This window comes from Gordonia marina (genome assembly GCF_052036135.1).
Lineage (GTDB): Bacteria > Actinomycetota > Actinomycetes > Mycobacteriales > Mycobacteriaceae > Gordonia.
The window spans coordinates 1-26,535 of the sequence record NZ_JBPSDN010000030.1; the positions used below are offsets into that span (position 1 = coordinate 1).

A 26,535-nucleotide genomic window follows, 5' to 3' on the forward strand; every position below is an offset into this window, starting at 1 on the left:
CGTCCTCGACGACCAGCACCGCCAAGCGTCGGCGTCCCTCCGGAGTCAATGGTGCGTTAGCGTGGATCACGAAGACCTCCGTGGCTTGGAGTGAGTGTGGTAGCCCACATCCTGCCCGGAGGTCTTCACTTCACCTCAGATGTTCACAACGTGTCGGGGAAGTACACCTAGACCGGGTGCCCGGGAGCCTGGCTCATGCCCCGAATCGAGGTCGCGCCCGGCGATCCGGGACGTACGCTGGGGGCCATGAAAGCACAGGTGTTGACCGCGGAATCCGGCCCGTCGGGGCTCGAATTGCAGGACCTGCCGGCCCTCGAACCGGGACCGGGCCAGGTGCTGATCGACGTCAAGTCGTGCGGCGTCTGCTTCCCGGACGTACTGATGAGCCAGGGCAAGTATCAGATGCGCCCGCCGGTGCCGTTCACGCCGGGCACCGAGGTGGCCGGCGTCGTCGCCAGCGCGCCCGAGGGCTCCGGATACGCCGCGGGCGATCGCGTTCTCGTCACCTCGTGGCTCGGCGGTTTCGCGGAGCAGGTGCTCGCCGTTCCCGAGATGCTGTTCCGCATGCCCGACTCGCTGAGCTTCGACGAGGGCGCCGCGATGGGCATCAACTTCCAGACCGCGCTCTTCGCGCTGAAGATGCGTGCGCAGACCGCGCCCGGTGAGGTGGTCGCGGTCCTCGGCTCCGCCGGCGGGGTCGGCGTCGCGTCGATCCTGGTGGCGAAGGCCATGGGCGCCACCGTGATCGCCGTGGTGCACCGGACCGGTGCGGAGGAGATGCTGCGCGGGCTCGGCGCCGACGAGGTGGTCCAGCTGACCGACGGCTGGAAAGACCGCGTCCTCGAACTGTCCGGCGGCGGCGTCGACGTGCTGATCGACCCGGTGGGCGGCGAGGTGTTCGACGAGGCGCTGCGCACCGTGGCGCCGGACGGCCGCTACGTGGTGATCGGTTTCGCCGCCGGGGGCATCCCGACCGTCAAGCTCAACCGCGTGCTCTTCCGCAACATCGCCGTCGTCGGCGCCGCGTGGGGCGAATACATCCGCACGCACCCGGACGTCCCGGGCCTCCTGCACGACGAGCTCGTCGAGATGATCGACGCCGGCCTGCGCCCGCCCGTCAACGTGACCTATCCGCTCGCCGACCTCCCCACCGCGCTCGCCGACCTGGCCGAGGGTCGCGTCCGCGGCAAGGCGGTCATCAAAATCGCCGACTGACCCGGCTACGGCCGCCGCACCGGCCGAACCGCCCGTTGGCGAGCCGCGCGGTGCCGGCCACCGCACAGCCCGTTGGCCAGCCGCGAGGTGCCGGCCACCGCACAGCCCGTTGGCCAGCCGCGAGGCGCCGGCCACCGCACAGCCCGTTGAGCAGCCCCGAGGCGCCAGCCACCGCACAGCCCGTTGAGCAGCCCCGAGGCGCCAGCCACCGCACAGCCCGTTGAGCAGCCCCGAGGCGCCAGCCGAGGGGCTTGTCGAAACGACCCCATGACCCGCGAGCGGTCTTGTCGCTGCGCCGGGCACCGGACCCATCCCGAAACTGTCCGTTTTGTCGGTCGCCGACCGACAAAACGGACAGTCTCGCGCGACCCGCGGTCGGTGCAGCCCGGCACGACGAGCTCGCCGGCCCGGCGGACGGCCGCGTCCGCGGCAAGGCGTCATCAAGATCGCCGACTGACCCGCCGTGTCCCGGCGGTCGAGCGTCGCCACCGCCGCACCGCCCGTTAAGCAGCCACAAGCCGCCATCGACCGCCCGTTGAGCAGCCACCAGCCGCCATCGACCGCCCGTTGAGCAGCCACCAGCCGCCATCGACTGCCCGTTGAGCAGCCACGAGGCGCCAGCCGAGGGGCTTGTCGAAACGACCCCCCTGACAAGCGGGCCGTCCCGCCGCCAAGCCGCGCACGAGACGAACTGGGTCAGTCCAGCCCGAACAGGGCGGCGGCGTTGTCGTGCACGACCGACCGCAGCCACCGATCGCCCAGACCCAGCCGCTCGCACGATTCCAGCGCGTGCAGGTAGCCGTAGGGGATGTTCGGGAAATCCGAGCCGAAGAGGATCTTCTCCTCGAGTGCCGCGAGCCTGGGCAGCAGGGCCGGGGGATAGGGCGCCTCGCGCTCGCAGAAGTCGGTGAAGTTCATCGTGGTGTCGAGGCGGACCTCGTCGTAGGTCTCGGCGAGTTCGACGAAGTCCGCGTACTCGGGCATCCCCATGTGCGCGATGATCAGCGAGAGCGACGGGAAACGCCGCAACACGTCGCGGATCGGCTCGGGGCCGGTGAAGCGGCCCGCGGCGGGACCGGATCCGCAGTGGATGACGATCGGGATCCGGGCCTGCGCCAGGATGTCCCAGACCTCGTCGAGCAGCGGATCGACCGGTGAGTAGTCGCCGACCTGAATGTGCGACTTGAAGATCCGCGCGCCACTCTCGATCGCGGCCGCGACGTATCGCGGCGCCGAGGGCTCGGGGTAGAAGGTGGCCGTCCGCAGACAGTCGGGGTGGTGGGCGGCGAAGTCGGCTCCCCATCCGTTGAGCCATTCGGCCATGTCGGGCTTGTGCGGGTACAGCATCGACGAGTACGTCCGCACCCCGAACGACCGGAGCGCGGCGACGCGGCGTTCCTCGTCGGCGCGGTAGGCGATCGGCCACTCGCGGCCGATCATCGGCCCCGCCGAATCGAAGTAGGCCCATACCTTGTCGAGGACCGGTTTGGGCATGAAGTGCGTGTGCACGTCGATCAGGCCGTCGAGGCCGAGCCGCGCGGTGAACGCGCGGACCGCCGCCGCCTCGTCGTCGCTGAACGGCACGTTGCGGTGGGTGTCACACATCGGCGCATTCCGGGGATCGGTTCACATCTCGCACAATAGGTCACGGCGCCGGGTCCGACGTACGGCGCGGTTGGTAGGACTGAGGAATGACGACCCCCTCCCCGCACGATCCGTTCTCCGCGTTCGCCGTCGGCCGCCGGCCGGGGGCGGCACCGGCCGAAATGGTCCAGTATCTCGGTCCCGGACTCACCGATCACCGCGGCCTGATCGACCTCCCGGCGCTGACCGTGCTCTTCGATGACATCGGCGGACTCCCGTTCTTCGCCGCCGGACCCGGCTCGGCCATCCAGGCACGGCTCTCGATGTCGATGAACAGCCGTCCGGGGATCGACGAGATCCTCCGGGCCACCGCGGAACTGGTGATGAACGACGACGGATTCGGCGTCACGACGGTGAGGATCTCGGGCGACGGCGGCCGCGCGGTGTGCGTCGGGGAGGCCCACAACGTGCGCGTCGACCGCGATCTGGTCACCGGCGACGATGGCGTCGAGATCGGCGAACCGACTCGGCCGGAGTCCGTCGCCGTGGCCCGCGCGGTCGTCGATCCGAACCGGTCCGGCCGCGACATCGTCGGCGAACTGGTCGCGGACGGCGCCGGTCTCGGTCCCTTCGCTCGTCTGCTCGGCGGCGCGGTCGAGTTCGACGGGGAGGGCGGTGTGCTCTTCAGCGCGGCGGCCGATCCGTGGACCTCCAATCTCATGGGCACCATGCACGGCGGCGTGATCGCCGCGATCGCCGCCCAGGGGCTGTCGCTGGCGGCGCAGGCCGCGGCACCGGCCGGTGCCGACTATCAGCTGACCGCGTTCACCATCGCATTCCTGCGCTCGCCGGCGGTCGACGGCCGTCGGCTCACCGTCCGGACCCGGCCGGTCCGGGTCGGGCGGCGTCTCGGTGTGTTCGACGCCGACCTGTACGACGGCGACCGCCTGCTGGCCCACGCCGTCGCGGATGCGCGGTATCTGACCTCGCCGAATGGCTCGTCCGGCTAAGAAACAATCAATCACGCTTGATTTTTCTTCGCGGTCGTGTGAGGCTCGCCATATGGCTCTCGTGGACACGGTCGTGGCCGATCTGATCGCCGAAGGCGACGCGCTGGACGATCTCGTAGCCGGGCTCGGCCCGGAGGAATGGGCGACGCTCACGCCCGCCGCGGGCTGGACCATCGCCCATCAGATCGGTCATCTGACGTGGACCGACCGGACCAGCCTCACCGCGATCACCGATGCGGAGGGCTTTCAGCGTGCGCTGAAGGAGGCGTGGACCGATCCGGGCGGCTTCGTCGACGCCGCCGCGGATGCCGAAGCGGCTCGTCCGCCGAGCGAGCTTCTCGCCGATTGGCGCGAATACCGGGCGCGCCTGGCCGGAGCGCTGGTCGCCGTGCCGGACGGCACCAAGCTCCCGTGGTTCGGGCCGCCGATGTCCGCGGCGTCGATGGCCTCGGCGCGGCTGATGGAGACGTGGGCGCACGGCCTCGACATCGCCGACGCGCTCGGCGCCGCGGCGTCGGCGACCGACCGGATCCGCAACGTCGCGCACCTCGGCGTGCGCACCCGCGACTTCGCCTACCAGGTGAATCAGGAACAGCCGCCGGCCGCGCCGTTCCGCTACGAACTGACCGCGCCCTCCGGCGACCTCTGGGTCTGGGGGCCCGAGGACGCCACGGACGTGGTGCGCGGCCCGGCCCTGGACTTCTGCGAACTGGTCACCCAGCGGCGGCACCTCGACGACCTCGCGCTGGACTTCACCGGTGACGACGCCCGGCACTGGTCGACGATCGCCCAGTGCTTCGCGGGGCCGCCCGGCGGTGGCCGGGGACCCCTCGCCCCGACCTCATCGAAGGAACAATGATGCGCGACGTCGTACGGATCGGCAACGCCTCCGGCTTCTACGGAGACCGCTTCAGCGCGGTCCAGGAGATGCTGGAGGGCGGTGAACTGGACTACCTCACCGGCGACTACCTGGCCGAGCTGACCATGCTGATCCTCGGCCGCGACCGCATGAAGGACCCGGCCACCGGCTACGCCAAGACCTTTCTGAAGCAGATGAAGGAGAACCTGGCCCTTGCGCTGGACCGCGGCGTCAAGATCGTCACCAACGCTGGTGGACTCAACCCGCACGGGCTGGCCGTCGCACTGCGTGAACTCGCCGCCGAACAAGGACTGGACGCGCAGATCGCATTCGTCTCCGGCGACGACCTGGCCAAGCGGGCCGGTGAACTCGGCCTGGGCACTCCGCTCACCGCGAACGCCTACCTCGGCGCCTTCGGAATCAAGACGGCGCTGACCCGCGGGGCCGACATCGTCGTCACCGGCCGGGTCACCGACGCCTCGCTGACCGTCGGTCCGGCCGCCGCCGCGTTCGACTGGAAGCACGACGACCTCGACGCGCTCGCCGGCGCGGTGGTCGCCGGGCACGTGATCGAATGCGGCGCGCAGGCGACCGGTGGAAACTACGCGTTCTTCACCGAGATCCCGATGGGGCACTTGGGCTTTCCGATCGCCGAACTGCACGCCGACGGGTCGTCGGTGATCACCAAGCACGACGGCACCGGCGGTGCGGTCACGGTCGGCACGGTCACCTCCCAGTTGCTCTACGAGGTGGGCGGGCCGCGCTACTTCAACCCCGACGTGACCGCGCGCCTGGACTCGGTGCAGCTGACTCAGGAGGCCACCGACCGAGTCGCGATCTCGGCGGCCACCGGTGAGGCGCCCCCGAACACGCTCAAGGTGTCGCTGAACCATCTCGCGGGCCTCCGCAACGAGATCACGGTGATCCTGACCGGCCTGGACATCGAGGCGAAGGCGGCGCTCTTCCAGGAGCAGTTCGAGGCGGCGCTGCCGCAACGGCCCGCGGAGCTCGAGTGGCGGCTGGTCCGGCACGACCGGACCGACGCCGACAACGAGGAGCAGGCCAGTGCGGTGCTCCACGTCGTCGCCCGCGATCAGGATCCGGCCAAGGTCGGCCGGGCGTTCTCCAACGTCGCCGTCGAACTCGCCCTCGCCACGTATCCCGGCTTCACCCTCACCGGCCCGCCCGCGAGCGGCTCGCCGTACGGCGTCTACGAACCCGGCTACGTCGACGCCGCCCTCGTCGAACACCGGGTGACCCAGCCCGACGGGGTCACCGTCCGCATCGAGCCGTCGCCGCTCGCCGGCCCGCCGACGTACGACGCCGACGACCCCGCCCCCGAGCCGGCCGCCGACTGGGGCCCGACCCGGACCGTGCCGCTCGGATCGATCGCCGGTGCCCGGAGCGGCGACAAGGGCGGCAGCGCGAACATCGGGCTCTGGGCGCGCAGCGACGACGAGTACGCGTGGCTCGACGCGTTCCTGTCCACCGAGCGGCTGAAGGAACTGCTTCCGGAGATCGCCGCGCTCGACGTCCACCGGTACCGACTGCCGAACCTGCGCGCGGTGAACTTCGTGATCGAGGGCATCCTCGGCCGCGGAGTCGCCGAACAGGTCCGCTTCGACCCGCAGGCGAAGGGCCTGGGCGAGTGGCTGCGCTCGCGCCACGTCCCGATCCCGGAACGCTTCCTCGACTAGGGAGGCGGGCGGGTGGGTCCTGAGCATGCGTGGCGGAGCCTGCGACGACACGCGGTCGAAGGGTCGACACGGTTCGTCACTTCGTTCCTCACCGGCTCAGCCGGCTGTCGTTGGCCGCCGCTAGCAGCCGTCAATAGCCGGCTGAGCCGGGCGAGGCGCTAGCCGAGCCCGTGTCGAAGCCACACCCCCAGCCAAACGAAGCCAACCCCCGGACCCACCAACGAAACCCGAAGTCGTACGCACGCAAGGAGATTCATGTCCATCCCCAACACCGGCTGGGACACCGCGGAGCGGAAAGCCCTGCGCGAGACCGTCGCCGGATTCGCCGAACGCCACATCCTGCCGTTCCAGGACGAGTGGGAGCGCACGGGCCTCATCCCGCGCGAGCTGCACAAGCAGGCGGCGGAACTCGGGCTGATCGGGCTGAGCTACCCGGAGTCCGCGGGCGGCGCCGGCGGCACCGCCGTCGACACCTGCGTGATGACCGAGGAACTGCACTACCGCGGGGTGGCCGGCGGCGTGTTCGCCTCGCTGTTCACCAGCGGGATCTCGCTCCCGCATCTGATCCGCGCCGGCGACCCCGGGCAGATCGAGCGGTGGGTCCGGCCCACCATCGCCGGCGACAAGATCGGCAGCCTCGCGATCACCGAACCCAGCGGCGGCAGTGACGTCGGGCATCTGCGGACGACCGCGGTCCGCGACGGCGACCACTACGTGGTCAACGGCGCCAAGACCTTCATCACGTCCGCGGTCCGGGCCGATTTCGTCGTCACCGCGGTGCGCACCGGCGGACCGGGAGCGGCCGGCGTGTCCCTGCTGGTGGTCGAGAAGGGCACGCCCGGGTTCACGGTGTCCCGCAAGCTCCACAAGATGGGCTGGCTGAGTTCGGACACCGCCGAGTTGTCGTACGAGGATGTCCGTGTCCCGGTGGAGAACCTGGTGGGTGCGGAGAATTCGGGCTTCTTCCAGATCGCGCAGGCCTTCGTCACCGAACGCGCCGGGCTCGCCGTGCAGGCCTACTCGCAGGCGCAGCGCTGCCTCGACCTCACCCTCGAGTGGGTGCGGAACCGGGAGACCTTCGGCAAGCCGCTGATCGCCCGCCAGAACGTCCAGGACGCCGTCACCGAGATGGCCCAGCGCATCGACGTCTCCCGGGTCTACACGCGGGCCCTGGTGGATCAGTACGAGGCGGGCAACGAGGACCTGATCGCCGAGGTCTGCTTCGCGAAGAACAACGCCGTCGAGACGGGGGAGTGGGTCGCGAACAAGGCGGTGCAGCTGTTCGGCGGCATGGGATACATGCGCGAGTCGGAGATCGAGCGCCAGTACCGCGACATGCGGATCATCGGTATCGGCGGCGGTACGACGGAGATCCTGCGCACTCTCGCGGCCAACCGATTGGGGTACCAGAAATGACGATCCTGGCCAGCAAGGTCGACACCGCGTCGCCGGAGTTCCAGGCCAACGTGGAGGCGATGAACGCCAAGCTCGCCGAGCTCGACCTCGAGTTCCGGAAGGTGCTCGACGGTGGCGGTGAGCGCTCCGTCGCGCGGCATCGCAAGCGCGGCAAACTGCTTCCGCGCGAGCGCATCGAGCTGCTGATCGACCAGGACTCGCCGTTCCTCGAGCTGTGCCCGCTCGCGGCCTACGGCTCCCAGTTCGCGGTGGGTGCGTCGATCGTCGTCGGCATCGGCGTGGTCGAGGGGGTCGAGTGCCTCATCGTCGCCAACGACCCGACCATCAAGGGCGGCACGTCGAACCCGTGGACCCTGCGGAAGATCCTGCGGTGCAACAGCATCGCGATGGAGAACCGGCTTCCGGTGATCTCCCTGGTCGAGTCCGGCGGTGCCGATCTGCCGACCCAGAAGGAGGTCTTCGTGCCCGGCGGACGGATGTTCCGCGATCTCACGCGGCTGTCCGCGGCGGGTATCCCGACCATCGCGCTGGTCTTCGGCAACTCGACCGCGGGCGGCGCCTACGTGCCGGGCATGAGCGATCACGTGGTGATGATCAAGGAACGCTCCAAGGTGTTCCTCGGCGGTCCGCCCCTGGTCAAGATGGCCACCGGTGAGGAGAGCGACGACGAGGAGCTCGGCGGCGCCGAGATGCACGCCCGGGTCTCCGGCCTCGGCGACTATCTGGCTGCCGACGAGCAGGATGCGGTCCGTATCGGCCGGCGCATCGTCGCCCGGCTCAACTGGCGGAAGAAGGGGCCTGCGCCGCACGCCGTGGTCGCCGAGCCGCGCTACGACACGGAGGAACTGCTCGGCATCGTGCCGCCGGACCTGAAGATCCCGTTCGATCCGCGCGAGGTGATCGCCCGGATCGTCGACGACAGCGACTTCGACGAGTTCAAGCCCGAGTACGGCACCTCGCTGTGCACGGGCTGGGCCCGCATCCACGGCTACCCGGTCGGCATCCTCGCCAACGCTCAGGGTGTGCTGTTCAGCGCGGAGTCGCAGAAGGCCACCCAGTTCATCCAGCTCGCGAACCGGGCGGACACGCCGCTGCTGTTCCTGCACAACACCACCGGCTACATGGTCGGCAAGGAGTACGAGCAGAACGGCATCATCAAGCACGGCTCGATGATGATCAACGCCGTCTCGAACTCGACGGTGCCGCACATCTCGGTGCTGATGGGCGCCAGCTACGGCGCCGGGCACTACGGCATGTGCGGTCGGGCCTACGACCCGCGGTTCCTGTTCGCCTGGCCCAGCGCCAAGTCCGCCGTGATGGGCGGCGCCCAGCTCGCCGGTGTCATCTCGATCGTCTCCCGCGCGGCCACCGAGGCTCGCGGCGGCACGGTCGACGAGGAAGCCGACGCCGGTCTGCGCGCCATGATCGAGGCGCAGATCGAAGCCGAATCCGTCCCGATGTTCCTCTCCGGAATGCTCTACGACGACGGCGTGATCGATCCCCGGGACACCCGCTCGGTGCTCGGAATGTCCCTGTCCGCGATTGCCGGAGCCCCGATCGAGGGCACCGGCAACTTCGGCGTCTTCCGGATGTGAGGCAATCATGACGACGACCCTTCGACAGGCTCAGGGAGCGGACGGCGCTCAGGGAGCGGACGGTGCTCAGGGAGCGGACGGCGCTCACGGAGCGAATGTGATCACGTCCGTCCTGGTGGCCAACCGCGGCGAGATCGCCCGCCGCGTCTTCGCGACCTGCCGCGCGATGGGCTTGGGCACCGTCGCGGTGTACTCCGACCCGGACGCCGACGCCCCGCACGTGCGGGTCGCCGATGCGGCCGTCCGGCTGCCCGGGTCGACATCCGCGGAGACCTACCTGCGCGGTGATCTGGTGATCGCCGCGGCCCGCTCCGCCGGTGCCGACGCGATCCACCCCGGTTACGGATTCCTGTCCGAGAACGCCGAATTCGCGCAGGCGGTGATCGATGCGGGACTCACCTGGATCGGCCCGCCGCCCGCGGCGATCACCGCGATGGGCTCCAAGGTCAACGCCAAGGAGGCGATGAAGGCCGCCGGTGTACCGGTGCTGTCCGATCTCGATCCGGCCTCAGTGACCGAGGCCGACCTTCCGCTGCTCATCAAGGCCTCGGCCGGCGGCGGCGGTCGCGGCATGCGGATCGTCCGGGAACTCGGCGAACTCGACGACGCCGTCGCCGCGGCGGCCCGCGAGGCGCAGTCCGCGTTCGGCGATCCCACGGTCTTCTGCGAGCCGTACATCGAGCGCGGGCACCACATCGAGGTGCAGATCATGGCCGATGCGCACGGCACGGTCTGGGCGGTCGGGGAGCGCGAATGCTCCATTCAGCGCCGCCACCAGAAGGTGATCGAGGAGGCACCGGCACCGCTGGTGGAACGGCTCACGCCCCCCGGTCCGATCCCTGAGCCGTCGAGGAGCGAAGCGACGAGACGTGTCGAAGGGATGCGCGACGCGCTGTACGACGCCGCGCGCACCGCGGCGTCGTCGATCGGCTACGTGGGGGCGGGAACCGTGGAGTTCCTGGCCGACGCAACGGGCCGGTTCTTCTTCCTGGAGACCAACACCCGGTTGCAGGTGGAACATCCGGTCACCGAGCTGACGACCGGTGCCGACCTGGTGGCGTGGCAGCTGCGCGTGGCGCAGGGGGAGCCGCTGGACGGCGACGAGCCGCGCAGCACGGGGCATTCGATCGAGGTGCGGCTGTACGCCGAGGACCCGGCGAACGACTGGCAGCCGCAGTCGGGCACCGTGCACACCATCGACATCCCGGCCGACGTGCGCTTCGCCCTGCTGGACCGCCCGGGGATCCGCGTCGACTCGGGTATCGCCGACGGCAGCGAGATCTCCACCTACTACGACCCGATGCTCGCCAAGGTGATCTCCTGGGCGCCGACGCGGCGCCGGGCGGCGGCCATGCTGGCGCGGGCGCTCGCCGATGCGCGGATCCACGGCCTGGTGACCAACCGTGATCTGCTGGTGAACATCCTGCGCGAGGAGCGATACCTCAGCGGCGACACGGACACGGCCTACCTGGATTCGGTGGGCCTGGAACGACTCTCCGCGCCGCTCGCCGATGACCGGGCGACGGTGGTCGCCGCGGTCGCGGCGGCACTGGCACAGTCGGCGGCCGATCGCGCCGGTGCGACGGTGCTCGGCGGCCTCCCCTCGGGATGGCGCAACCTTCCCTCCGGCTACCAGAGCCGGACGTTTGCGGCGCAGCGCCGGATCGACACGCCTCCTTCGCCGGCGGCTCAGGGAACGGATGACGACCCGCAGTCCGAGTCGGCCCTTCGACCGCGTGCCGACGCGGGCTCCGGCACGCATGCTCAGGACCCGCCCACCTCCGACATCGAGATCCGGTACCGGATCGTGCGCGGGGCCGTCGAACTGCCCGACCTCGACGATGTCGAGGTGGTGTCGTGGACCCCGGACGAGGTGGTACTGCGTACCGTCGGTGTGGCGCGCCGATTCTCTGTGGCCGTCGCCGGTGACGAGGTCTTCGTCGACTGGCCGGGGGCGTCGGCGTCGTTCCGGCGGCTCCCGCGCTACGTCGATCCGTCGACCGTCCAGCGCCCGGGCTCGCTGCTCGCGCCGATGCCGGGATCGGTGATCCGGGTGGCCGTCGCCGAGGGCGACCGGGTGACCGCCGGCCAGCCGCTGCTGTGGCTGGAGGCCATGAAGATGGAGCACACGATCAGTGCGCCGAGCGACGGCATCGTCTCCGTACTCGCCGTCACCGAGGGCAGGCAACTCTCCGTCGGTGACGTCCTCGCCGTCATCTCCGACGAATCCGAACTCGCAAACGCAGCCGAATAGAAAGAGCCGCAATGAACTTCACCGAGACCGCCGAGCAGACCGAGCTCCGGGCCGCCGTTGCGGCGCTGGGCGCCAAGTACGGGCCGCAGTACTTCCAGGACTGCGCCCGGCAGGGGCGCAAGACCGATGAACTCTGGAAGGAGGCCGGTGATCTCGGCTTCATCGGCGTCAACCTTCCGGAGGAGTACGGCGGCGGTGGCGCCGGCATGTACGAGCTCGCGATCGTGATGGAAGAACTCGCCGCATCGGGCACCGGCCTGCTGATGCTGGTGGTGTCCCCGGCGATCTGCGGCAACATCATCGCGCGCTTCGGCACCGACGAGCAGAAGCAGCGCTGGATCCCCGGTCTGGCCGACGGCTCCATCACCATGGCCTTCGGCATCACCGAGCCCGATGCCGGATCCAACTCGCACATGATCACCACGACCGCGCGCCGCGACGGTGACGAGTGGATCCTCAGCGGGCAGAAGGTGTTCATCTCCGGCGTCGACCAGGCCGAGGCCGTGCTGATCGTCGCCCGGACCGAGGATGCGAAGACCGGCAAGCTCAAGCCGGCGCTGTTCATCGTGCCGACCGACGCGCCCGGCTTCTCCCGGACGCTGATCGAGATGGAACTGGTGAACCCGGAGAAGCAGTTCTCGCTCTTCCTCGACGACGTCCGGCTCCCCGCCGACGCGCTCGTCGGCTCCGAGGATGCCGGCCTGAGCCAGCTCTTCGCCGGCCTGAACCCCGAGCGCATCATGGCGTCGGCGTCGGCGGTCGGCATGGCGCGCTACGCCCTGCAGAAGGCCGTCGCCTACGTCAACGACCGCACCGTGTGGAAGGCGCCGATCGCGACGCATCAGGCGATCTCGCATCCGCTCGCGAAGATCAAGATCGACCTCGAGATGGCCAAGCTGATGATGTGCAAGGCCGCCACCCTGTACGACGAGGGGAACGACTGGGGCGCGGCCGAGGCGGCGAACATGGCGAAGCTGGCCGCCGCCGACGCGGCGGTCGCGGCGGTGGACCAGGCGGTGCACTCGATGGGCGGCAACGGCCTGACCGTCGAATACGGGGTGGCGCCGATGATCGCGCTGTCCCGGATCGCCAAGATCGCCCCGGTCAGCCGCGAGATGATCCTCAACTTCGTCGCCCAGGCCAGCCTGGGTCTCCCGAAGTCGTACTGAGAGAGCCGGTTTCGCGATGAGTGACGAACAGATACTGGTGCGCGCGGCGACCGAGTCCGCGGTCTGCACCATCACGCTCGATTCGCCGCACAACCGCAACGCCCTCAGCTCCACGCTGGTGCGCCAGCTGCGGGAGGCCGTCGACGCCGCGAGTACCGACCCCGATGTGCGCGCGGTGGTGCTCACCCACACCGGTGGAACCTTCTGCGCCGGAGCCGATCTCGGCGAGGCGCTGCAGCGCGGGCTCACCCCGGCGGAGGCCACCGCGGAAGTGGGCGCGGCGATGTCCGGTCTGATGCGGTCGTTCATCGACCTGCCCAAGCCGATGATCGTGGTGCTCGACGGGCACGTGCGCGCCGGCGGCTTCGGTCTGGTCGGCGCCGCCGACATCGCCCTGGCGGGACCGAAGTCGACCTTCGCGCTGACCGAGTCGCGACTCGGCCTGGCACCGTCGATCATCTCCGTGGTGCTGCTGGCGAAGATGACCGCGCGTTCGGTCGGCCGCTACTTCCTCACCGGGGAGAAGTTCGGCGGCCCGGCCGCGGTGGAGGCCGGACTGCTCACCGCCGCCGCCGATTCCGGTGAGGGCCTGCGGGCGGAGCTGGACGCGATCCTCGAGGGTGTGCGGAAGGCATCGCCGCAGGGGCTGGCCGCGTCGAAGCGGCTCACCACGGCGGCGCTCCTCGACGGGTTCGACGAGGCCACGGCGGCACGCGCCGCCGAATCGGCCGCACTGTTCTCGTCGGAGGAGGCGCGCGAGGGCATGACGGCCTTCCTGAGCAAGCGTCCACCGGCCTGGGACGCGAGCAGCTCGTGACCGTCGGTGCCCGGGAGCCCCGGCAGCAGCGCTCACGGCAGACCCGCGAGCGGCTGCTGACGGCGACCGTCGACATGCTGGCCGCCAAGGGCTGGTCGGCGACGACGGTCGCCGCGGTCGCCGAGGCGGCCGGGGTGTCCCGGGGTGCGGCGCAGCATCACTTCCCGACCCGCGAGGACCTGATCACCGCGGTGCTGGACGAGATGTTCGAGCAGATGACCCAGACCGCCGCCGAGACCGGCCTGCCGGCCGGTCCGGACCGTATCGCCGCGGTCGTCGAGCAGGCGGTCTCCATCTACATCGGGGTGCCGTTCAAAGCGGCCCTGCAGGTCTGGGCCGCCGCCGCCTCCGATGAGGCGCTCCGCGAGCTGATCCTGCCGCGGGAGGCCAAGCTGGCCCGCGCCGCCCACCGGCTGACCGTGCAGGGGCTCGATCCCGCGGGCGTCCACGGCGAGCAGGCGCATCGATTGGCGCAGATCACCCTGGACCTGGCCCGTGGTCTCGGGCTGGCCGACACGCTCTCCGACGATTCCCGGCGCCGCTCCCAGGTGGTCGCCGCCTGGGTGGAGCAGGTCAAACTCGCACTCGCCGACTGAGCGGGTGCGGACGCCGATGATGTGTGCTGTTCGGTGGTCGTCCGACAACCACGGAACAACAGACGAGCTTCGGTTTCGACCGATAGCGTCGAGCAGATGGCCATTCGAGATGATCTGCTCCAGGTGCTCGCGCGTCGTGCGCTGACCGAGGACTCGGCCCGGCCCGAGGCCGTCGAGAAACTGCACGCCCGCGGCGGCCGGACCGCCCGCGAACACATTGCGGCGGTGGTCGATCCGGGATCGTTCGTCGAGTACGGACGGTTCGTGACGGCGGCGCAGGCGAACCGCAGATCCGACGACGAACTGCTCGACCGCACCGTCGCCGACGGCATCGTCGGGGGACTGGCGACGATCGACGGCCGGTCGTGCGCGGTGCTCTCGTACGACTACCTCGTGATGGCCGGGACGCAGGGCATGCGCGGGCACATCAAGAGCGACCGGCTGATCGACGTGATCGAGCGGCTCGCGCTGCCGACGCTCTTCTTCGCCGCGGGCGGTGGCGGACGGCCGGGCGACAGTGACCTGCCGCTGGTGTCGGCGCTCGACGTGACCACGTTCGCGGCGTGGGCCCGGCTCGCCGGACGGGTGCCGCGGATCGCCGTGGTCGACGACAACTGCTTCGCGGGCAACGCGGTGATCGCCGGGTGCGCCGATCTGATCGTCGCGTGCGACGGCAGCTCGCTCGGCATGGGCGGCCCGGCGATGATCGCCGGCGGCGGACTCGGCGAGGTGGCCGCCGCCGACGTCGGACCGCTCGAGACGATGGCCGCCGCGGGGGTGGTCGACGTGGCGGTGGATCGCGACGACGTCGACGATGCCGCGCGCGACCTGCTCGGATACTTCCTCGGCCCGCGGGAGGACTGGACGGCCGCGGACCAGTCCGTGCTGCGCGACGTGGTCCCCGAACGGGAACAGGTCGCGTACGACCCGGGGCCGATCGTGGAGGCGCTGTGCGACGCCGGTTCGGTGACCATGCTGGGGCCCGACTTCGCGCCGGAGCTGTTCACGGCGCTCGGCCGCGTCGAGGGCCGGGTGGTGGGGCTGTTCGGGAACGACACCCGGCACGTGGCCGGCGCGATCACCGCGGCGGCCGGCGACAAGGCGGCGCGGTTCCTGCGGCTCTGCGACTCGGCCGGTTTCCCGGTGGTGTCGCTGGTCGATACCCCGGGCATGATGGTCGGCCCGGAGGCGGAGGCCACCGGTATGGTGCGGCGGACATCGGCGCTGCTCATCGCCGGGGCACAGCTGTCGGTGCCGATGATCGGCGTCGTGCTGCGGCGCGGCTACGGGCTCGGTGCGCAGGCGATGCTCGGCGGCAGCACGCGGGAGCCGCTGATGACGCTCGCCTGGCCCGGTGCGCACATGGGAGCGATGGGACTGGAGGGCGCCGTCCGGCTGTCGCTGCGGGCCGAGCTGGCCGCGATCGAGGATCCGGCGGAGCGGGAGCGGACCGTCGCGGAACTGACCGCGGCCATGCGGAAGCACTCCGACGTGCTCAACGTGGCCAGGCACTTCGAGATCGACGACGTGATCGACCCCGCGGAGACCCGGGGCCTGATCGCGTGCCTTCTCGCCGCGGCCGCGGCGGGGTGACCGCCGCTCAGGAACCGAACAGGTTCTTGGTGTCGATGCTGAACTGTGTGCGGAGATCGTTGAGCTGATTGCGCGGTGCGTACACGGTCACCACATCGGACTTGCCGCCGTCGTCGCACTCGACCCACAGCGTGTTGGCTCCCGACTGGAGTTCATGCGGGTCGATCGGCCAGGTGTACACGCTCGCGACGAGTTCGGATCGGACGTCGTTCGGGACGGGGAAGCCACTCTTCTTGTGGAAATAGCACTTCCCGGTGTTATGGCTGATGTCCCAGTGGTTGATCCAGTTCGGGGAGCCGGCCGGCAGGGTGATCTCGTAGGTCGGTTTCGCCGGCGCGGCGGCTGCGGTGCCGCTGCCGACGGCGACGACGCTCCCGGCGGCGAGGCAGAGCGCGCCCCCGACGGTCAGGAGCCTGCGGGCGGGGATACGGGTCATGGTGTCCTCCTCGGTGGGTGAGACGGGCGTTCGGCCCGCCGCAATCGTCACCCCGGGGGACGCCGATGATTGAGGTAGTGCACCACTCGTTTTCCAGGGTCATTCGGCACCGAGCATGCTCCCGAACCCAGCCGGGCGGCCCCGATAGGCTGGGACCATGCGTGTCGCGACCTGGAATGTGAACTCGGTGAAGCAGCGGATCCCGCGCCTGCTGCCCTGGCTCGACGAGCGGGCGCCGGACGTCGTCTGTCTCCAGGAGACCAAGGTCTCCGACGATGCCTTCGCCGCCGAACTCGGCGACGAACTGTCCTCGCGCGGTTACGAATTCGCGCACGTGGGGCAGGGGCAGTGGAACGGGGTCGCGGTCCTGTCGAGGGTGGGGCTCGACGATGTGCGCGCCGCGTTCCCGGACGCGCCGGGCTTCCCCGATCCCGCGGGGCCGCCGGAGGGCCGGGCCGTGTCGGCGGTGTGCGACGGGATCCGCATCTGGTCGGTCTACGTGCCGAACGGTCGCGAGGTGGACTCCGACCACTACCGGTACAAGCTGGCCTGGCTCGACAAGCTGCGCGCGGCCGTCGCCCCGGACGCCGCCGACAGCATGGTCTGCGGCGACTTCAACATCATCCCGGCCGACGCCGATGTGTTCGACCCGGCGGCGCTGGAGGGGCACACGCACGTGACCGCGCCGGAGCGGGCGGAGCTGCAAGGTCTGCTCGACCTCGGGATGGCCGACACCGGCCGCGCACACTGGCCGGACGCGCGCATGTACTCGTACTGGGACTACCGGGCCGGGATGTTCCACAAGGACCTCGGCATGCGGATCGATCTGATCGTCGCGGGTGACCCGATCGCGCGGCGCGTGCAGGCCGCGTGGGTCGACCGCCAGGCTCGCAAGGGCACCAAGCCGAGCGATCACGCGCCGGTGATCGTCGACCTCGACGTCGCCCCCGACGGGAACTGCGGCCCGATGGTGCCGCCGCCGTCCCGCCCGGCGAAGGTGGCCCCGGGCTCGGTGAAGCTGCCGCATTCGGTGGCCGACTGAGAAGTCTCCCCGGCCTGGCGGTGAGGGCCTTCGCGCTTACGCCGTACGGGGGATTCTCCGTCCGATATGCCGTATTTGCGGCATGTGTCCCGTGACAGGGATCGTGCCGGGTGTCACGGTTGGGCTCCGCACCGACCTGGTGCGCTGACACCGAGAGGATCGGCATGAAGATCAACCGACTGGGCCGCGTGCTCACCGCGACACTCGCCGTCGCCGCGGCGGGTGCCGCGACCGTGGCCGGAGCGGGCGCTGCGGACGCGGCCACCGGTACCGTGCACACCGGCGGTATCACCCTGAACGTGCGGAGCGCGCCGAACACCACCGCGCCGATCGTCGCCCGGCTGAACGACAAGACGCGGGTCACCATCGACTGCACCACCACCGGGCCCGCGGTGAAGGGCGACTACGGCACCTCGACCATCTGGGACCACATCGCCGGCTCGGGCTACGTCGCCGACGCGTGGATCTACACCGGCACCAACAACGCCGTGGCGCCGCGCTGCGGTGGTCAGCCGGCGCCGGCCCCCGCTCCGTCGGGCAACCGGGAGGCCAAGGCGGTCTCGTGGGCGCTCTCGCAGGTCGGGTCGAACTCGTACAACTTCGCGTGCGAGCGCTTCGTCGAGAACGCATACGGCACCAGCGGACGTTCGGGCAGTGCCATCGCCACGTTCAACAACCTGCGCTCGCGCGGGATGATCCACACCTCGTCGTCGGGCATTCCGAAGGGCGCGCTGGTGTTCAGCTCCAACCCGACCTATGACCAGGGCTACGGCCACGTGATGATCGCGGTGGGCGACGGCACCTACGTGTCCGGCGGTGCCGTCAACGGCCCGACGGTGCAGCGGTACAACCGCCTGCTCAGCACCTACCTCGGCTGGTCGTACGCGCCGCCGGAGTGGGGCTCGCGGTAGCCGCCGGCGCTGAACGCACCATAGCGACGACGAGCGGAGCCGGGACCGTCATGGTCGCGGCTCCGCTCGGTCCCGAGGGCCGCTGGGGAGGGACTACTCGGCGTGGTCGATCACGCCGCGCAGATTGACCCCGGCGCGGAGATCCTCGTAGCCCTTGTTGACCTCGTCGAGGGTGTACCGCTGGGTGATCAGCTCGTCGAGCTTGAGCTCCCCGGCGTCGTACATGCGGAGCAGCTTGACGATGTCGTACTGCGGGTTCATCGAGCCGAAGAGGGTGCCCTGGACGGTCTTCTGCATGAGGGCCATCTCGGCGCCGGAGACGTGGACCGTCTTCTTGGCCGGGTCGGCGAGACCGGTGATGACCACGCGCCCGCCCTTGCCGATGATGGCGAAGGCATTGCTCACCACGTCCTCGTCGACCGTGCCGACCAGGATCAGCGCGGCGTCGGCGCCCTGGCCCCAGGTGAGTTCGGTGACCTTCTCCTGCGCCTCGGCGGCGCTCTCGAAGGCGTGCGTCGCGCCGAACTTGAGTGCGGCGTCGCGCTTCATGGCGACCGGGTCGACCACCACGACGTACTTGCAGCCGGCCGCGACGGCGCCCTGCACCGCGTTGATACCGAGGCCGCCGATGCCGTAGATCACGCAGGTGTCGCCGGGGCGGAGATTGCCCGCCCGCTCATCGACGGCGGTGCCCCAGCCGGAGGGCACGCCGCAGCCGACCAGGACGGCGGTGCCGAGCGGCAGCCAGTCGTCGACCTTGACTACCGAATGCTCGGAGATGGTCGAGTACTCGGAGAAGGTGCCGAGCATGCACATCGCGCCGAAGTCCTCGCCGTCCGGGCCGTGGAAGCGGAAGGTGCCGTCGGGCATCGAGCCCTCGAGGATGGTGGCGCCCATGTCGCACAGGTTCTGGCGGCCGGTGGAACAGTAGCGGCAGTGGCCGCAGTTCGGGATGAAGCTGCAGACCACGTGGTCGCCGACCTTCACCTTGGTCACGCCGGGGCCGATCTCCTGGATGATGCCGGCGCCCTCGTGGCCGCCCACGATCGGGTAGCGCGGCGGCAGATCGCCGTCGGTCAGGTGCAGGTCCGAGTGGCACAGGCCGGCGTTGGTGTACTTGATCAGCACTTCACCGGGGCCGGGCGGATCCAGCTCCAGCTCCATGATCTTGAACGGCTCGCCGGGGGCGAGGAGGACTGCTGCCTTGGTCTTCATGGGAACTCCTAAAGGGGTGAGGGTGAAGCGGGGTCAGAGGGCGATGTTGACGGATTTGACCTGGGTGTAGAGGTCGACGGCGGAGTCGCCGAGTTCGCGGCCCCAGCCGGACTGCTTGAATCCGCCGAAGGGGAGGGCGGTGTCGAAGCCGTTGTACTGGTTCACCCACACCGACCCGGCCTGGACGGCGGCCGCGGTGCGGTGCGCCTTCGAGATGTCCTTGGTCCAGATGCCCGCGGCGAGACCGTAGATCGAGTTGTTCGCGGCGCGGGCCACGTCGTCTTCGCCGTCGAAGGGCAGTGCGGCGACGACCGGGCCGAAGATCTCCTCCTCGACGATCGAGTAGCTCGGTTCGACGTCGACGAAGACCGTCGGCTCGATGAAGTAGCCCTGCTCGCCCCAGCGGCCGCCACCGGTCAGGGCCCGGGCGCCGGAGGCGAGGCCCTGCTGGATGTAGCCGTTCACGCGGTCGAACTGCTCCTGGGACACCAGCGGGCCGAGCTCGGTGGTGGGATCGAGGCCGGGGCCGATCTTGGCCTGCGCGGCGGCGTCGGCGACGGCCTGGGTGAAGTCGTCGAAGATCTCCCGCTGCACGAACATGCGGGTGCCGGCCACGCAGCACTGGCCGTGGTTGAACATCCACGCGGCGACGCTGCCGGCGACGGCGGCCTCCAGATCGGCGTCGGCGAAGACGATGTTCGGGCTCTTGCCGCCGAGTTCCAGCGAGACCTTCTTCAGGTTGCCGGTGGCGGCCTGCACGATCTTCTTGCCGACCTCGGTGGAGCCGGTGAACGCCACCTTGTCGACGTCCATGTGCGCCGAGAGGGCTGCGCCCGCGTCGCCGAAGCCGGGCACGATGTTGACCACGCCGGGCGGGAAGCCGGCCTCTTCGAAGACCTCGCCGAGCATGAGTGCCGACAGCGGCGTCTGCTCGGCCGGCTTGAGAACGACGGTGTTGCCCGCGGCGAGCGCGGGTGCGAGCTTCCACGTCGCCATCAGGATCGGGAAGTTCCACGGCACGATCTGCCCGCACACCCCGAGCGATTCGCGCCGCGTGTAGGCGTGGAACTGGCCGTCGGGGGAGAACGGCATGGACGGGGTGATCGACGAGCCGGTGATCTTGGTGGCCAGGCCGGCGTTGTAGCGCCAGACGTCGGCCGACCACCCGACGTCGACCGCGGTGGCGATGGCGACCGACTTGCCGTTGTCGAGGGCTTCGAGCTGGCCGAAGACCTCGGCGCGTTCGGAGAGGATGTCGCCGACGCGCCAGATCAGGCGCTCGCGTTCGTTCGGCTTCATCCGCGACCAGGGGCCCTCGTAGGCGGCGCGCGCGGCGGCGACGGCCCGGTCGATGTCGGCGGCCTCACCTTTGGCGACCCGGGTGATCACCTGGCCGGTGGCGGGGTCGAGCGTCTCGAAGGTCTCGCCGGAGGCGGCGTCGACCCATGCGCCGCCGATCAGCATCTTGCGGTCGGAAGCGACGAACTCGGCGACCGCGGGAAGCAGCGCCGGAGTCAAGGATGTGGTCATCGGAACCTCTTCTCTCGCCCGGTGTGGACCGGGCGATGCGTTCGATGGAGTGTGAACCACGCCACTGTCTGTGACGTACTTCATTTGTCGCATGGATCGAGGCCGACGGCTTGTCCGGAAAGTGGACAGACTGCGTGGACAGTCGAAACGGCGGGGGTGATGCCGCCGGGGATCAGCGGATACCGAGTGCCCGGATCCGCGCGTACAGCGTGGTGCGGCTGATGCCGAGACGCTTGGCGGCATGGCTCTTGTTGCCGCTCGCGGCGTCGAGCGCTTCGACGATCGCGAGGCGCTCGGCCTGCTCCAGGCCGAGGAGCCGGGAGACCCGGGAGGTGCTGCGGTAGCCGTCGGGCAGATCGGCCACGTCGACGGTCCGGGCGCCGCGGGCGCGGGCGGCGTCGGCGGCCTCGCTCAGTACGGTCGCGAACTCGCGCAGGTTGCCCGGCCACTCCTGGGAGACCAGGGCATCGGAGGCGTCGGTGCTCAGCGTGAGCCGCACGTCCCGGGCCCGCAGGATCTCCTGGCCGAGCGCGGCGAGTTCGGTGGGTCGCTGGCGCAACGGGGGCAGCGTGGTGCGCCGGCGGCAGCGTGCGACCAGCGCCGAGGCGCTCGGCGACAGCGAGTCGGGCGGGCCGGTCACCACGACCAGCGCCGGATCGGCGGCCGAGCGGCCGGCGACCGCGGCGAGGAGGAGCTGAAGAGACCGCTCATCGAGCAGGTCGGCGGCGTCGATCACCACGCCCTCCCCGCGCGCTTGCGCCTCCCGGAGTGTCGCCGCCAGATCGAGGGGAGTGCCCGCGAGCAGGGTCGCGGCGACGTCGACCACCGTCGACCGCTCGCGCGGGGCGATACCGAAGGCGCGGGTGGTGCGCCCGGTGCCGGGTTCGCCGCAGATCGCGACGGTGGTGGCCGTCGGTGTTCCCGCGGCGACACCGCCGGACGGCAACCGGTCGATCCGGGGACGCAAGCGGAAGATGGCGGCGTGCCGTACTCCGGGGATCCGGTCGGCCTCCACCGCGGCCGTCACCCCGGACACCAGCGTGACGGTGGGCGGGATGTCGTTCTGTTCGAGGAGCAGCCGCAGGGTGCCGAAGTCGGCCGGCGCCAAGAGCTGGGCGGCGAGGGCGTTGGTGAGCTGCAGGTTGTCGCCGAGGGCCGCGAGGGCGATGTCGCGCCGGTCGGCGGCGTCGCCGAACGCGGCGATTACCCGCTGGTGGTCGGAATGGCTGCGAGTCAGCAGACGCTCGCCGATGTCGTGCGCGATGCCGCGCACCAGCGGAAGGGACAGCGGATTGATCCGCTGAGCTTCCTCGGTCATGCAGAGGATGCCTGCCACCCGGCGCGTGCCGGGATGGATGATCGGGCGGCCGAAACAGCTCAGCGAACGGAACTGTTCCAGGTAGTGCTCGCTGCTGTTGATCACGGTGTCGCCGCGGACCTCCGCGGTGGTGCCGAGTGCGGTGGTGCCCATCGCGGCCTCGGTGAAGTCGGCGCCGGTCACCACACCGGCGTCGGCCAGGCGACGTTCCAGGGTGCCGTCGCCGGAGACCCGGGCGACCATCCGGCTGGCGTCGTCGACCAGGAGCAGCGCGGTCGGCGTGCCGTCGAGCATCTCCGCGGCGCGCTGCAGGACCGGGCGGGCGGCGTCGAGCAGCGGGTCGGCGCTGTCGACATCGCTCAGGATCGGGTCGGGACGGTGGTCGTGCTCCAGGCCCGTCGAGCGCACGCGCTGCCAGGACGCGGCGATGACCGGTCGGTGCGGCAGCGAAGAAGCCATGATTCCCACTCTGACACGGACGGCGGCGCAAGGGAAAGGGTCTGGACATGGAACAGGCCCACCGGCCGAGTCGGGGGTTTCGGCCGGTGGGCCTGCACGACACTCCGGAGCGCGCGAGCGGCAGCGCTTCGGAGTGCGGTCCACGCGCATCAGGGACCAAAGTCCTGGTGCGTGAGAATCATCCTCACACACCGCAAGGGGTGATGAGTGTCCGGATTCTGGACACCCGAAATGTTCTGCTCAGGGGCCGGGGCGGAGCACGTCTTCCAGCAGACGCGGCCGGCACACGATCCGCCCGCCGGCGACCATCACCAGGCACGCGATCGCGAGCAGTCCGAACGGGACGTCCCAGCCGTCGGTCGCGTCGTGCAGGACACCGAACAGGAGGGGGCCGGCGCAGGCCAGGAGATAGCCGATGCCCTGACCGAAGCCGGACAGCGACGACGACCCCGAACTGGTCCGGGTGCGCACGTTGATCAGGGTCAGTGACATCGGGAACGAGGTGGCGCCGATGCCGGTGAGCACGATCCAGATCATGGTGCCGTCGAGCGGCGCCCAGCGCAGGCCGGCTAGACCGCCGAGCATGCACGCGGCGAACAGTACGACGAAGCCGAACGGGTCGGTGAAGCGGATGCACAGCCACGGCGCGACGAAGGTGGCGAGGAAGCCGACGCCGGAGAACACCGCCACGGCCGTCCCGCCCAGCGCGTCACTGCCGCCGGCGGAGGTCAGGACGGTGGGGACCCAGGTGAACAGGGAGTAGGTCATCAACGAGGTCATCCCGAAGAGCATCACCAGGCCCCAGGTGATCGACGACCGCCAGACGGGCAACCGCGTGGTGGCGACGTCGTTCGCCGGCCGTGTCCGGCGACGGCGGACGACCGCCAGCCACGGCGGCAGCGCGATCAGCGGGATCAGCGCCCAGACGGCGAGTGCGGCGCGCCAGCCCGCGGCGTCGGCGAGGGGGACCGCGGCGGCCGCCGGGACCGTGGTGCCCAGCTGGACGCACAGGATGTACGTGGTCGACGCCGTGGCGATCCGCGCCGGGAAGTAGCGCTTGACCAGGGGCGGGATCAGGACATTGCCCAGGCCCATGCCGAAGAGGGCCACCGCGGACAGGAGAATCAGCGTGCCCGCGCCACCCGCGAGGCCGCGCAATCCGGTGCCGGCGGCGGTCAGGATCACCGCGCCGACGGTGGCGATCTCCAATCCGGCACGACGACCCAGTGCCGGCCCGACCAGACCGGCGATGCCGAACAGCAGCGTCGGCAGCATGCCGAGCACCCCGGTGACGGCGTCGCCGAAATGCAGTTCCTCGGAGATGCGTCCGAGCAGCGGGGTGAGCGAGGTGACCGCCGCCCGCAGCGAGAACGAGAACGTCACGATCGCGGCGAGCACCAGAAGCTGCCCGCCGCGGCCGTGCACCGCCTCTCTCAGGCGGGCGGTGGCGGTGTCGGAGGCGGATGGAAGCGGGGGCACGCGAGCCATGGTGGCAGCGTGCGGGCGGACCCCACAAACCGGTCGGAGTCGTGCTCGGCGCCGGACCGACGACGGCGTCATGCGAGCCGCTCCTCGACGTGGCCCGGTCGGCACGCGACCCACGAGCCGCACATCATGAGTGCCGCGGCTCCGGCGAGGAAGGCGACGGCGGCACCCCACGAGTGCGTCGCGCCGTAGAGGAGCCCGACGACGACCGGCCCGGAACTCGCGATCAGATAGCCGATGCCCTGCGCGAAGCCGGACAGGGCGGCGGAGCCCTCGCTCGTGCGGGTCCGCAGGTTGGTCAGGGTGATCGCCATCGGGAAGATGTTCGGGCCGAGCCCGGCGATCGCCGGCCACAGCCAGGGAACGGTCAGCGGCGCCCAGAGCAGCCCGCCGAGGCCGACGAGGGCGCAGATGCAGAAGAACGCGGCGAGGGGGAAGGGATTGGCGAGCCGGGTGGTCAGCATGGGGGTCAGCAGTGTTCCGGCGAAGCCGCCGAGCGAGTAGATCGCGACCATGGCGCCGCCGGAGGCCTCGCTGCTGCCGGCGCTCGTGTAGATCGCCGGTATCCAGGTCGTCAGTGTGTAGGCGAGCAGGGAGGTCATCGCGAACATCAACGTCAGACCCCAGGTGTAGCGGAGTCGCCACACCGGAAGCCGCGGCGGGGCCGCGGGCGTCGGCGGAGCGCTCGCGCCGGTGCCGTGGCGGCCGGCGGGCCGGTTCCGGCGGAGCACCGCGATCCAGGGCAGCAGCGCGGCGAAGGGGACCGCCGCCCACATGGCGAGTCCGGCCCGCCAGCCGACGGCGTCGGCGACGGGTACCGCGACCGCCGCCGGGATCACGGTGGAGAGCTGCACGAAGGTTATGTAGACGGTGCTGACGACGACGATGCGATCGCCGAAGTAGCGCTTCACCAGGGGTGGCAACAGAGCGTTGCCGAAGCCGATGCCGAGCAGCGCGACCCCGGTCAGGGCCAGCAGCGGTGCGATGCCGTCGGGGAACGAGCGTGCGGTGGTGCCGGCGCCGATCAGGGCGAGCGCGACGAGCGAGAGCCGCTCGTATCCCAGTCGTCGTCCCAGCGCCGGAGCGACGATCCCGGCGATGCCGAACATCACCGTCGGGAGGGTGCCGATCAGGCCGATGCCGCCGCTGCCGAAACCCAGGTCGCCGGCGATGCGGCCGAGCAGCGGCGTGATCGACGACACCGTCGCGCGCAGGCTGAACGCGTACAGGACGATCGCGACCAGGACGAGGGCCCGGCCGCCGCCGCGACCCCAGCGGGTGTCGTGCGGGATCGGCTCGGTGAAGGGCAGGACGGACATCGACAAATCATAGGATGAATGGATGTATTGAGGGAAGAGGGCCGTGGGCATGTGAGAATGAGGGCATGCGGGAGGTGAAGCGTGGCACCCTGATCGCCCAGGTCACTGAGCAGCTCCGCGAGGAGATCGCCCGGGGGCGCTGGGTCGTCGGGCAGCGGATCCCGACCGAACCCGAGCTGTGTGAGATGACGGGTACGGCGCGCAACACGGTGCGCGAGGCCGTGCAGTCGCTGGTGCATGCCGGTCTGCTGGAGCGGCGGCAGGGGTCGGGCACCTATGTCGTCGCGCGTGATGAGCGGGAGGTCGCGTTCGGCGGCTTCTTCGCTGCCGCGCGCCGGCGCGATCTGCTGGAACTGCGCGAGGCCCTGGAAGTGACCGCCGCCGGGCTGGCGGCCGAGCGCCGCAGTGATGCCGACGTCGCCGAACTCCGGAGGCTGCTGGCCCTCCGGAACCGGGACTGGCCCGAACAGGAGCCGCCGGTCGACTGGCCGGCCGCCGTCGAGACCGACGCGCGACTGCATCGGGCGATCGTCGCGGCCAGTCACAACGCCGTGTATCTGGAGTTCTACGACTCGCTGCTGCCCGCGCTGCGAGAGGTGATCGTCCATCAGGCGGGCGGCGCGGGGCCGTCGAACACCGCGGCTCACGAGCTGCTGGTGGACGCGGTGATCGCGCGGGACGCCGGGGCGGCGCGGACGGCGGCGTCGGTCCTGATCAATGCCGACGCGTAGGGCGATCCGTGCGGCGTGTCGCCGGCGTGTTCGGGATGCGTTCGGCCGCCCCGTCAAGAGTTTTGACCTGTCGAAACCAGGCCGGTAGAGTAGTACGTCGGCGTCCGGCCCAGGCTGGATGCTGCCCGTCTGGCGTCCGGAGATCCGGGCGGCGAGCGGGGAGTCGTGCCCACGTCGTACCTGCTGCGACACGCCCGACAACGGGTGCACGATTATCCCACTGACCAGGGTTAATAGCCCTGGTGGGGCGAGTTGCGGAAACCGTTCGAGGCGCCTGAAACGCC

The 26,535-nt window shown here is 70.4% G+C and carries 21 protein-coding genes; 14 read left to right on the plus strand and 7 right to left on the minus strand.

Features of this window, described 5'->3' with window-relative positions; genetic code table 11:
* Positions 1-246 precede the first annotated feature (246 nt).
* Complete coding sequence (locus ACSEEN_RS16345) at positions 247-1,215, plus strand: NADPH:quinone oxidoreductase family protein (RefSeq protein WP_247865038.1); 969 nt, start codon at positions 247-249, stop codon at positions 1,213-1,215.
* 696 nt (positions 1,216-1,911) lie between these two features.
* On the opposite strand, the gene ACSEEN_RS16350 is transcribed toward ACSEEN_RS16345, so the two are convergent.
* A complete protein-coding gene (locus tag ACSEEN_RS16350) occupies positions 1,912-2,820 on the minus strand; it encodes an amidohydrolase family protein (RefSeq protein WP_298440670.1) in 909 nt (302 codons plus the stop codon).
* A gap of 86 nt (positions 2,821-2,906) precedes the next feature.
* Between ACSEEN_RS16350 and ACSEEN_RS16355 the strand changes: the two genes are divergently transcribed.
* The 10 genes from ACSEEN_RS16355 (at position 2,907) to ACSEEN_RS16400 (ending at position 15,805) form a co-directional block, all read left to right on the plus strand.
* Entirely contained in the window at positions 2,907-3,809 is a 903-nt protein-coding gene (locus ACSEEN_RS16355) for a PaaI family thioesterase (RefSeq protein WP_440713755.1), read from the plus strand.
* Positions 3,810-3,861: 52 nt separating this feature from the next.
* Positions 3,862-4,668, plus strand: coding sequence for a TIGR03084 family metal-binding protein (locus tag ACSEEN_RS16360; protein ID WP_247865035.1), 807 nt, complete (start codon positions 3,862-3,864; stop codon positions 4,666-4,668).
* The gene (locus ACSEEN_RS16365) at positions 4,665-6,365 is read left to right on the plus strand and encodes an acyclic terpene utilization AtuA family protein (protein WP_440713756.1); all 1,701 of its coding nucleotides are present in this window, start codon (positions 4,665-4,667) and stop codon (positions 6,363-6,365) included. Before ACSEEN_RS16360 ends, ACSEEN_RS16365 begins: the two co-directional genes overlap by 4 nt.
* Positions 6,366-6,620: 255 nt before the next feature.
* A complete protein-coding gene (locus ACSEEN_RS16370; RefSeq protein ID WP_440713757.1) occupies positions 6,621-7,781 on the plus strand; it encodes an acyl-CoA dehydrogenase family protein in 1,161 nt (386 codons plus the stop codon).
* Positions 7,778-9,376 (plus strand): acyl-CoA carboxylase subunit beta, encoded by a 1,599-nt coding sequence (locus ACSEEN_RS16375; protein WP_298440682.1) that lies wholly within the window; start codon positions 7,778-7,780, stop codon positions 9,374-9,376. Before ACSEEN_RS16370 ends, ACSEEN_RS16375 begins: the two co-directional genes overlap by 4 nt.
* A 7-nt stretch (positions 9,377-9,383) precedes the next feature.
* Positions 9,384-11,630: an acetyl/propionyl/methylcrotonyl-CoA carboxylase subunit alpha gene (locus tag ACSEEN_RS16380; RefSeq protein ID WP_440713758.1), complete on the plus strand. Its 2,247-nt coding sequence runs from the start codon at positions 9,384-9,386 to the stop codon at positions 11,628-11,630.
* A gap of 11 nt (positions 11,631-11,641) precedes the next feature.
* Positions 11,642-12,799, plus strand: coding sequence for an acyl-CoA dehydrogenase family protein (locus tag ACSEEN_RS16385; RefSeq protein WP_298440686.1), 1,158 nt, complete (start codon positions 11,642-11,644; stop codon positions 12,797-12,799).
* A gap of 16 nt (positions 12,800-12,815) precedes the next feature.
* Positions 12,816-13,616, plus strand: a complete 801-nt coding sequence (locus tag ACSEEN_RS16390) for an enoyl-CoA hydratase family protein (protein WP_440713759.1) — start codon at positions 12,816-12,818, stop codon at positions 13,614-13,616.
* Positions 13,613-14,212, plus strand: coding sequence for a TetR/AcrR family transcriptional regulator (locus ACSEEN_RS16395; RefSeq protein WP_298440689.1), 600 nt, complete (start codon positions 13,613-13,615; stop codon positions 14,210-14,212). The genes ACSEEN_RS16390 and ACSEEN_RS16395 overlap by 4 nt, the downstream gene beginning before the upstream one ends.
* Positions 14,213-14,308: 96 nt before the next feature.
* Positions 14,309-15,805, plus strand: coding sequence for an acyl-CoA carboxylase subunit beta (locus tag ACSEEN_RS16400; protein ID WP_440713760.1), 1,497 nt, complete (start codon positions 14,309-14,311; stop codon positions 15,803-15,805).
* Positions 15,806-15,812: 7 nt separating this feature from the next.
* Here the strand turns inward: ACSEEN_RS16400 and ACSEEN_RS16405 are convergent, their stop codons facing one another.
* Positions 15,813-16,241: a hypothetical protein gene (locus tag ACSEEN_RS16405; protein ID WP_298440693.1), complete on the minus strand. Its 429-nt coding sequence runs from the start codon at positions 16,239-16,241 to the stop codon at positions 15,813-15,815.
* A gap of 157 nt (positions 16,242-16,398) precedes the next feature.
* On the opposite strand from ACSEEN_RS16405, the gene ACSEEN_RS16410 reads away from it, so the two are divergent.
* Together ACSEEN_RS16410 and ACSEEN_RS16415 are read left to right on the plus strand one after the other, a co-directional pair.
* Complete coding sequence (locus tag ACSEEN_RS16410) at positions 16,399-17,283, plus strand: exodeoxyribonuclease III (RefSeq protein ID WP_247865025.1); 885 nt, start codon at positions 16,399-16,401, stop codon at positions 17,281-17,283.
* Positions 17,284-17,447: 164 nt separating this feature from the next.
* Positions 17,448-18,194, plus strand: a complete 747-nt coding sequence (locus ACSEEN_RS16415) for an SH3 domain-containing protein (protein WP_298440695.1) — start codon at positions 17,448-17,450, stop codon at positions 18,192-18,194.
* Positions 18,195-18,287: 93 nt separating this feature from the next.
* On the opposite strand, the gene ACSEEN_RS16420 is transcribed toward ACSEEN_RS16415, so the two are convergent.
* The 5 genes from ACSEEN_RS16420 to ACSEEN_RS16440 all read right to left on the minus strand — a co-directional run bounded on the left by ACSEEN_RS16420 (position 18,288) and on the right by ACSEEN_RS16440 (position 25,520).
* Positions 18,288-19,409 (minus strand): NDMA-dependent alcohol dehydrogenase, encoded by a 1,122-nt coding sequence (locus ACSEEN_RS16420; RefSeq protein WP_247865023.1) that lies wholly within the window; start codon positions 19,407-19,409, stop codon positions 18,288-18,290.
* Positions 19,410-19,442: 33 nt separating this feature from the next.
* Positions 19,443-20,939, minus strand: a complete 1,497-nt coding sequence (locus ACSEEN_RS16425; RefSeq protein WP_247865022.1) for an aldehyde dehydrogenase family protein — start codon at positions 20,937-20,939, stop codon at positions 19,443-19,445.
* A gap of 172 nt (positions 20,940-21,111) precedes the next feature.
* Positions 21,112-22,716 carry a sigma-54-dependent Fis family transcriptional regulator gene (locus ACSEEN_RS16430; protein ID WP_371307129.1) on the minus strand — a complete coding sequence of 535 codons (1,605 nt, stop codon included), beginning with the start codon at positions 22,714-22,716 and terminating at the stop codon, positions 21,112-21,114.
* A gap of 240 nt (positions 22,717-22,956) precedes the next feature.
* The gene (locus ACSEEN_RS16435) at positions 22,957-24,204 is read right to left on the minus strand and encodes an MFS transporter (protein ID WP_440713761.1); all 1,248 of its coding nucleotides are present in this window, start codon (positions 24,202-24,204) and stop codon (positions 22,957-22,959) included.
* Positions 24,205-24,272: 68 nt separating this feature from the next.
* On the minus strand, positions 24,273-25,520 hold the full coding sequence (locus ACSEEN_RS16440) for an MFS transporter (RefSeq protein ID WP_440713762.1): 1,248 nt from the start codon (positions 25,518-25,520) through the stop codon (positions 24,273-24,275).
* Positions 25,521-25,585: 65 nt separating this feature from the next.
* On the opposite strand from ACSEEN_RS16440, the gene ACSEEN_RS16445 reads away from it, so the two are divergent.
* A complete protein-coding gene (locus ACSEEN_RS16445) occupies positions 25,586-26,251 on the plus strand; it encodes a FadR/GntR family transcriptional regulator (RefSeq protein WP_298440702.1) in 666 nt (221 codons plus the stop codon).
* Positions 26,252-26,535 lie beyond the last annotated feature (284 nt).

Coding starts and splice junctions, on each gene's coding strand:
- ACSEEN_RS16345 (WP_247865038.1), top strand. CDS start 247: ATGAAAGCACAGGTGTTGACCGCGGAATCCGGCCCGTCGGGGCTCGAA.
- ACSEEN_RS16350 (WP_298440670.1), bottom strand. CDS start 2,820: ATGTGTGACACCCACCGCAACGTGCCGTTCAGCGACGACGAGGCGGCG.
- ACSEEN_RS16355 (WP_440713755.1), top strand. CDS start 2,907: ATGACGACCCCCTCCCCGCACGATCCGTTCTCCGCGTTCGCCGTCGGC.
- ACSEEN_RS16360 (WP_247865035.1), top strand. CDS start 3,862: ATGGCTCTCGTGGACACGGTCGTGGCCGATCTGATCGCCGAAGGCGAC.
- ACSEEN_RS16365 (WP_440713756.1), top strand. CDS start 4,665: ATGATGCGCGACGTCGTACGGATCGGCAACGCCTCCGGCTTCTACGGA.
- ACSEEN_RS16370 (WP_440713757.1), top strand. CDS start 6,621: ATGTCCATCCCCAACACCGGCTGGGACACCGCGGAGCGGAAAGCCCTG.
- ACSEEN_RS16375 (WP_298440682.1), top strand. CDS start 7,778: ATGACGATCCTGGCCAGCAAGGTCGACACCGCGTCGCCGGAGTTCCAG.
- ACSEEN_RS16380 (WP_440713758.1), top strand. CDS start 9,384: ATGACGACGACCCTTCGACAGGCTCAGGGAGCGGACGGCGCTCAGGGA.
- ACSEEN_RS16385 (WP_298440686.1), top strand. CDS start 11,642: ATGAACTTCACCGAGACCGCCGAGCAGACCGAGCTCCGGGCCGCCGTT.
- ACSEEN_RS16390 (WP_440713759.1), top strand. CDS start 12,816: ATGAGTGACGAACAGATACTGGTGCGCGCGGCGACCGAGTCCGCGGTC.
- ACSEEN_RS16400 (WP_440713760.1), top strand. CDS start 14,309: ATGGCCATTCGAGATGATCTGCTCCAGGTGCTCGCGCGTCGTGCGCTG.
- ACSEEN_RS16405 (WP_298440693.1), bottom strand. CDS start 16,241: ATGACCCGTATCCCCGCCCGCAGGCTCCTGACCGTCGGGGGCGCGCTC.
- ACSEEN_RS16410 (WP_247865025.1), top strand. CDS start 16,399: ATGCGTGTCGCGACCTGGAATGTGAACTCGGTGAAGCAGCGGATCCCG.
- ACSEEN_RS16415 (WP_298440695.1), top strand. CDS start 17,448: ATGAAGATCAACCGACTGGGCCGCGTGCTCACCGCGACACTCGCCGTC.
- ACSEEN_RS16420 (WP_247865023.1), bottom strand. CDS start 19,409: ATGAAGACCAAGGCAGCAGTCCTCCTCGCCCCCGGCGAGCCGTTCAAG.
- ACSEEN_RS16425 (WP_247865022.1), bottom strand. CDS start 20,939: ATGACCACATCCTTGACTCCGGCGCTGCTTCCCGCGGTCGCCGAGTTC.
- ACSEEN_RS16430 (WP_371307129.1), bottom strand. CDS start 22,716: ATGGCTTCTTCGCTGCCGCACCGACCGGTCATCGCCGCGTCCTGGCAG.
- ACSEEN_RS16435 (WP_440713761.1), bottom strand. CDS start 24,204: ATGGCTCGCGTGCCCCCGCTTCCATCCGCCTCCGACACCGCCACCGCC.
- ACSEEN_RS16440 (WP_440713762.1), bottom strand. CDS start 25,520: ATGTCCGTCCTGCCCTTCACCGAGCCGATCCCGCACGACACCCGCTGG.
- ACSEEN_RS16445 (WP_298440702.1), top strand. CDS start 25,586: ATGCGGGAGGTGAAGCGTGGCACCCTGATCGCCCAGGTCACTGAGCAG.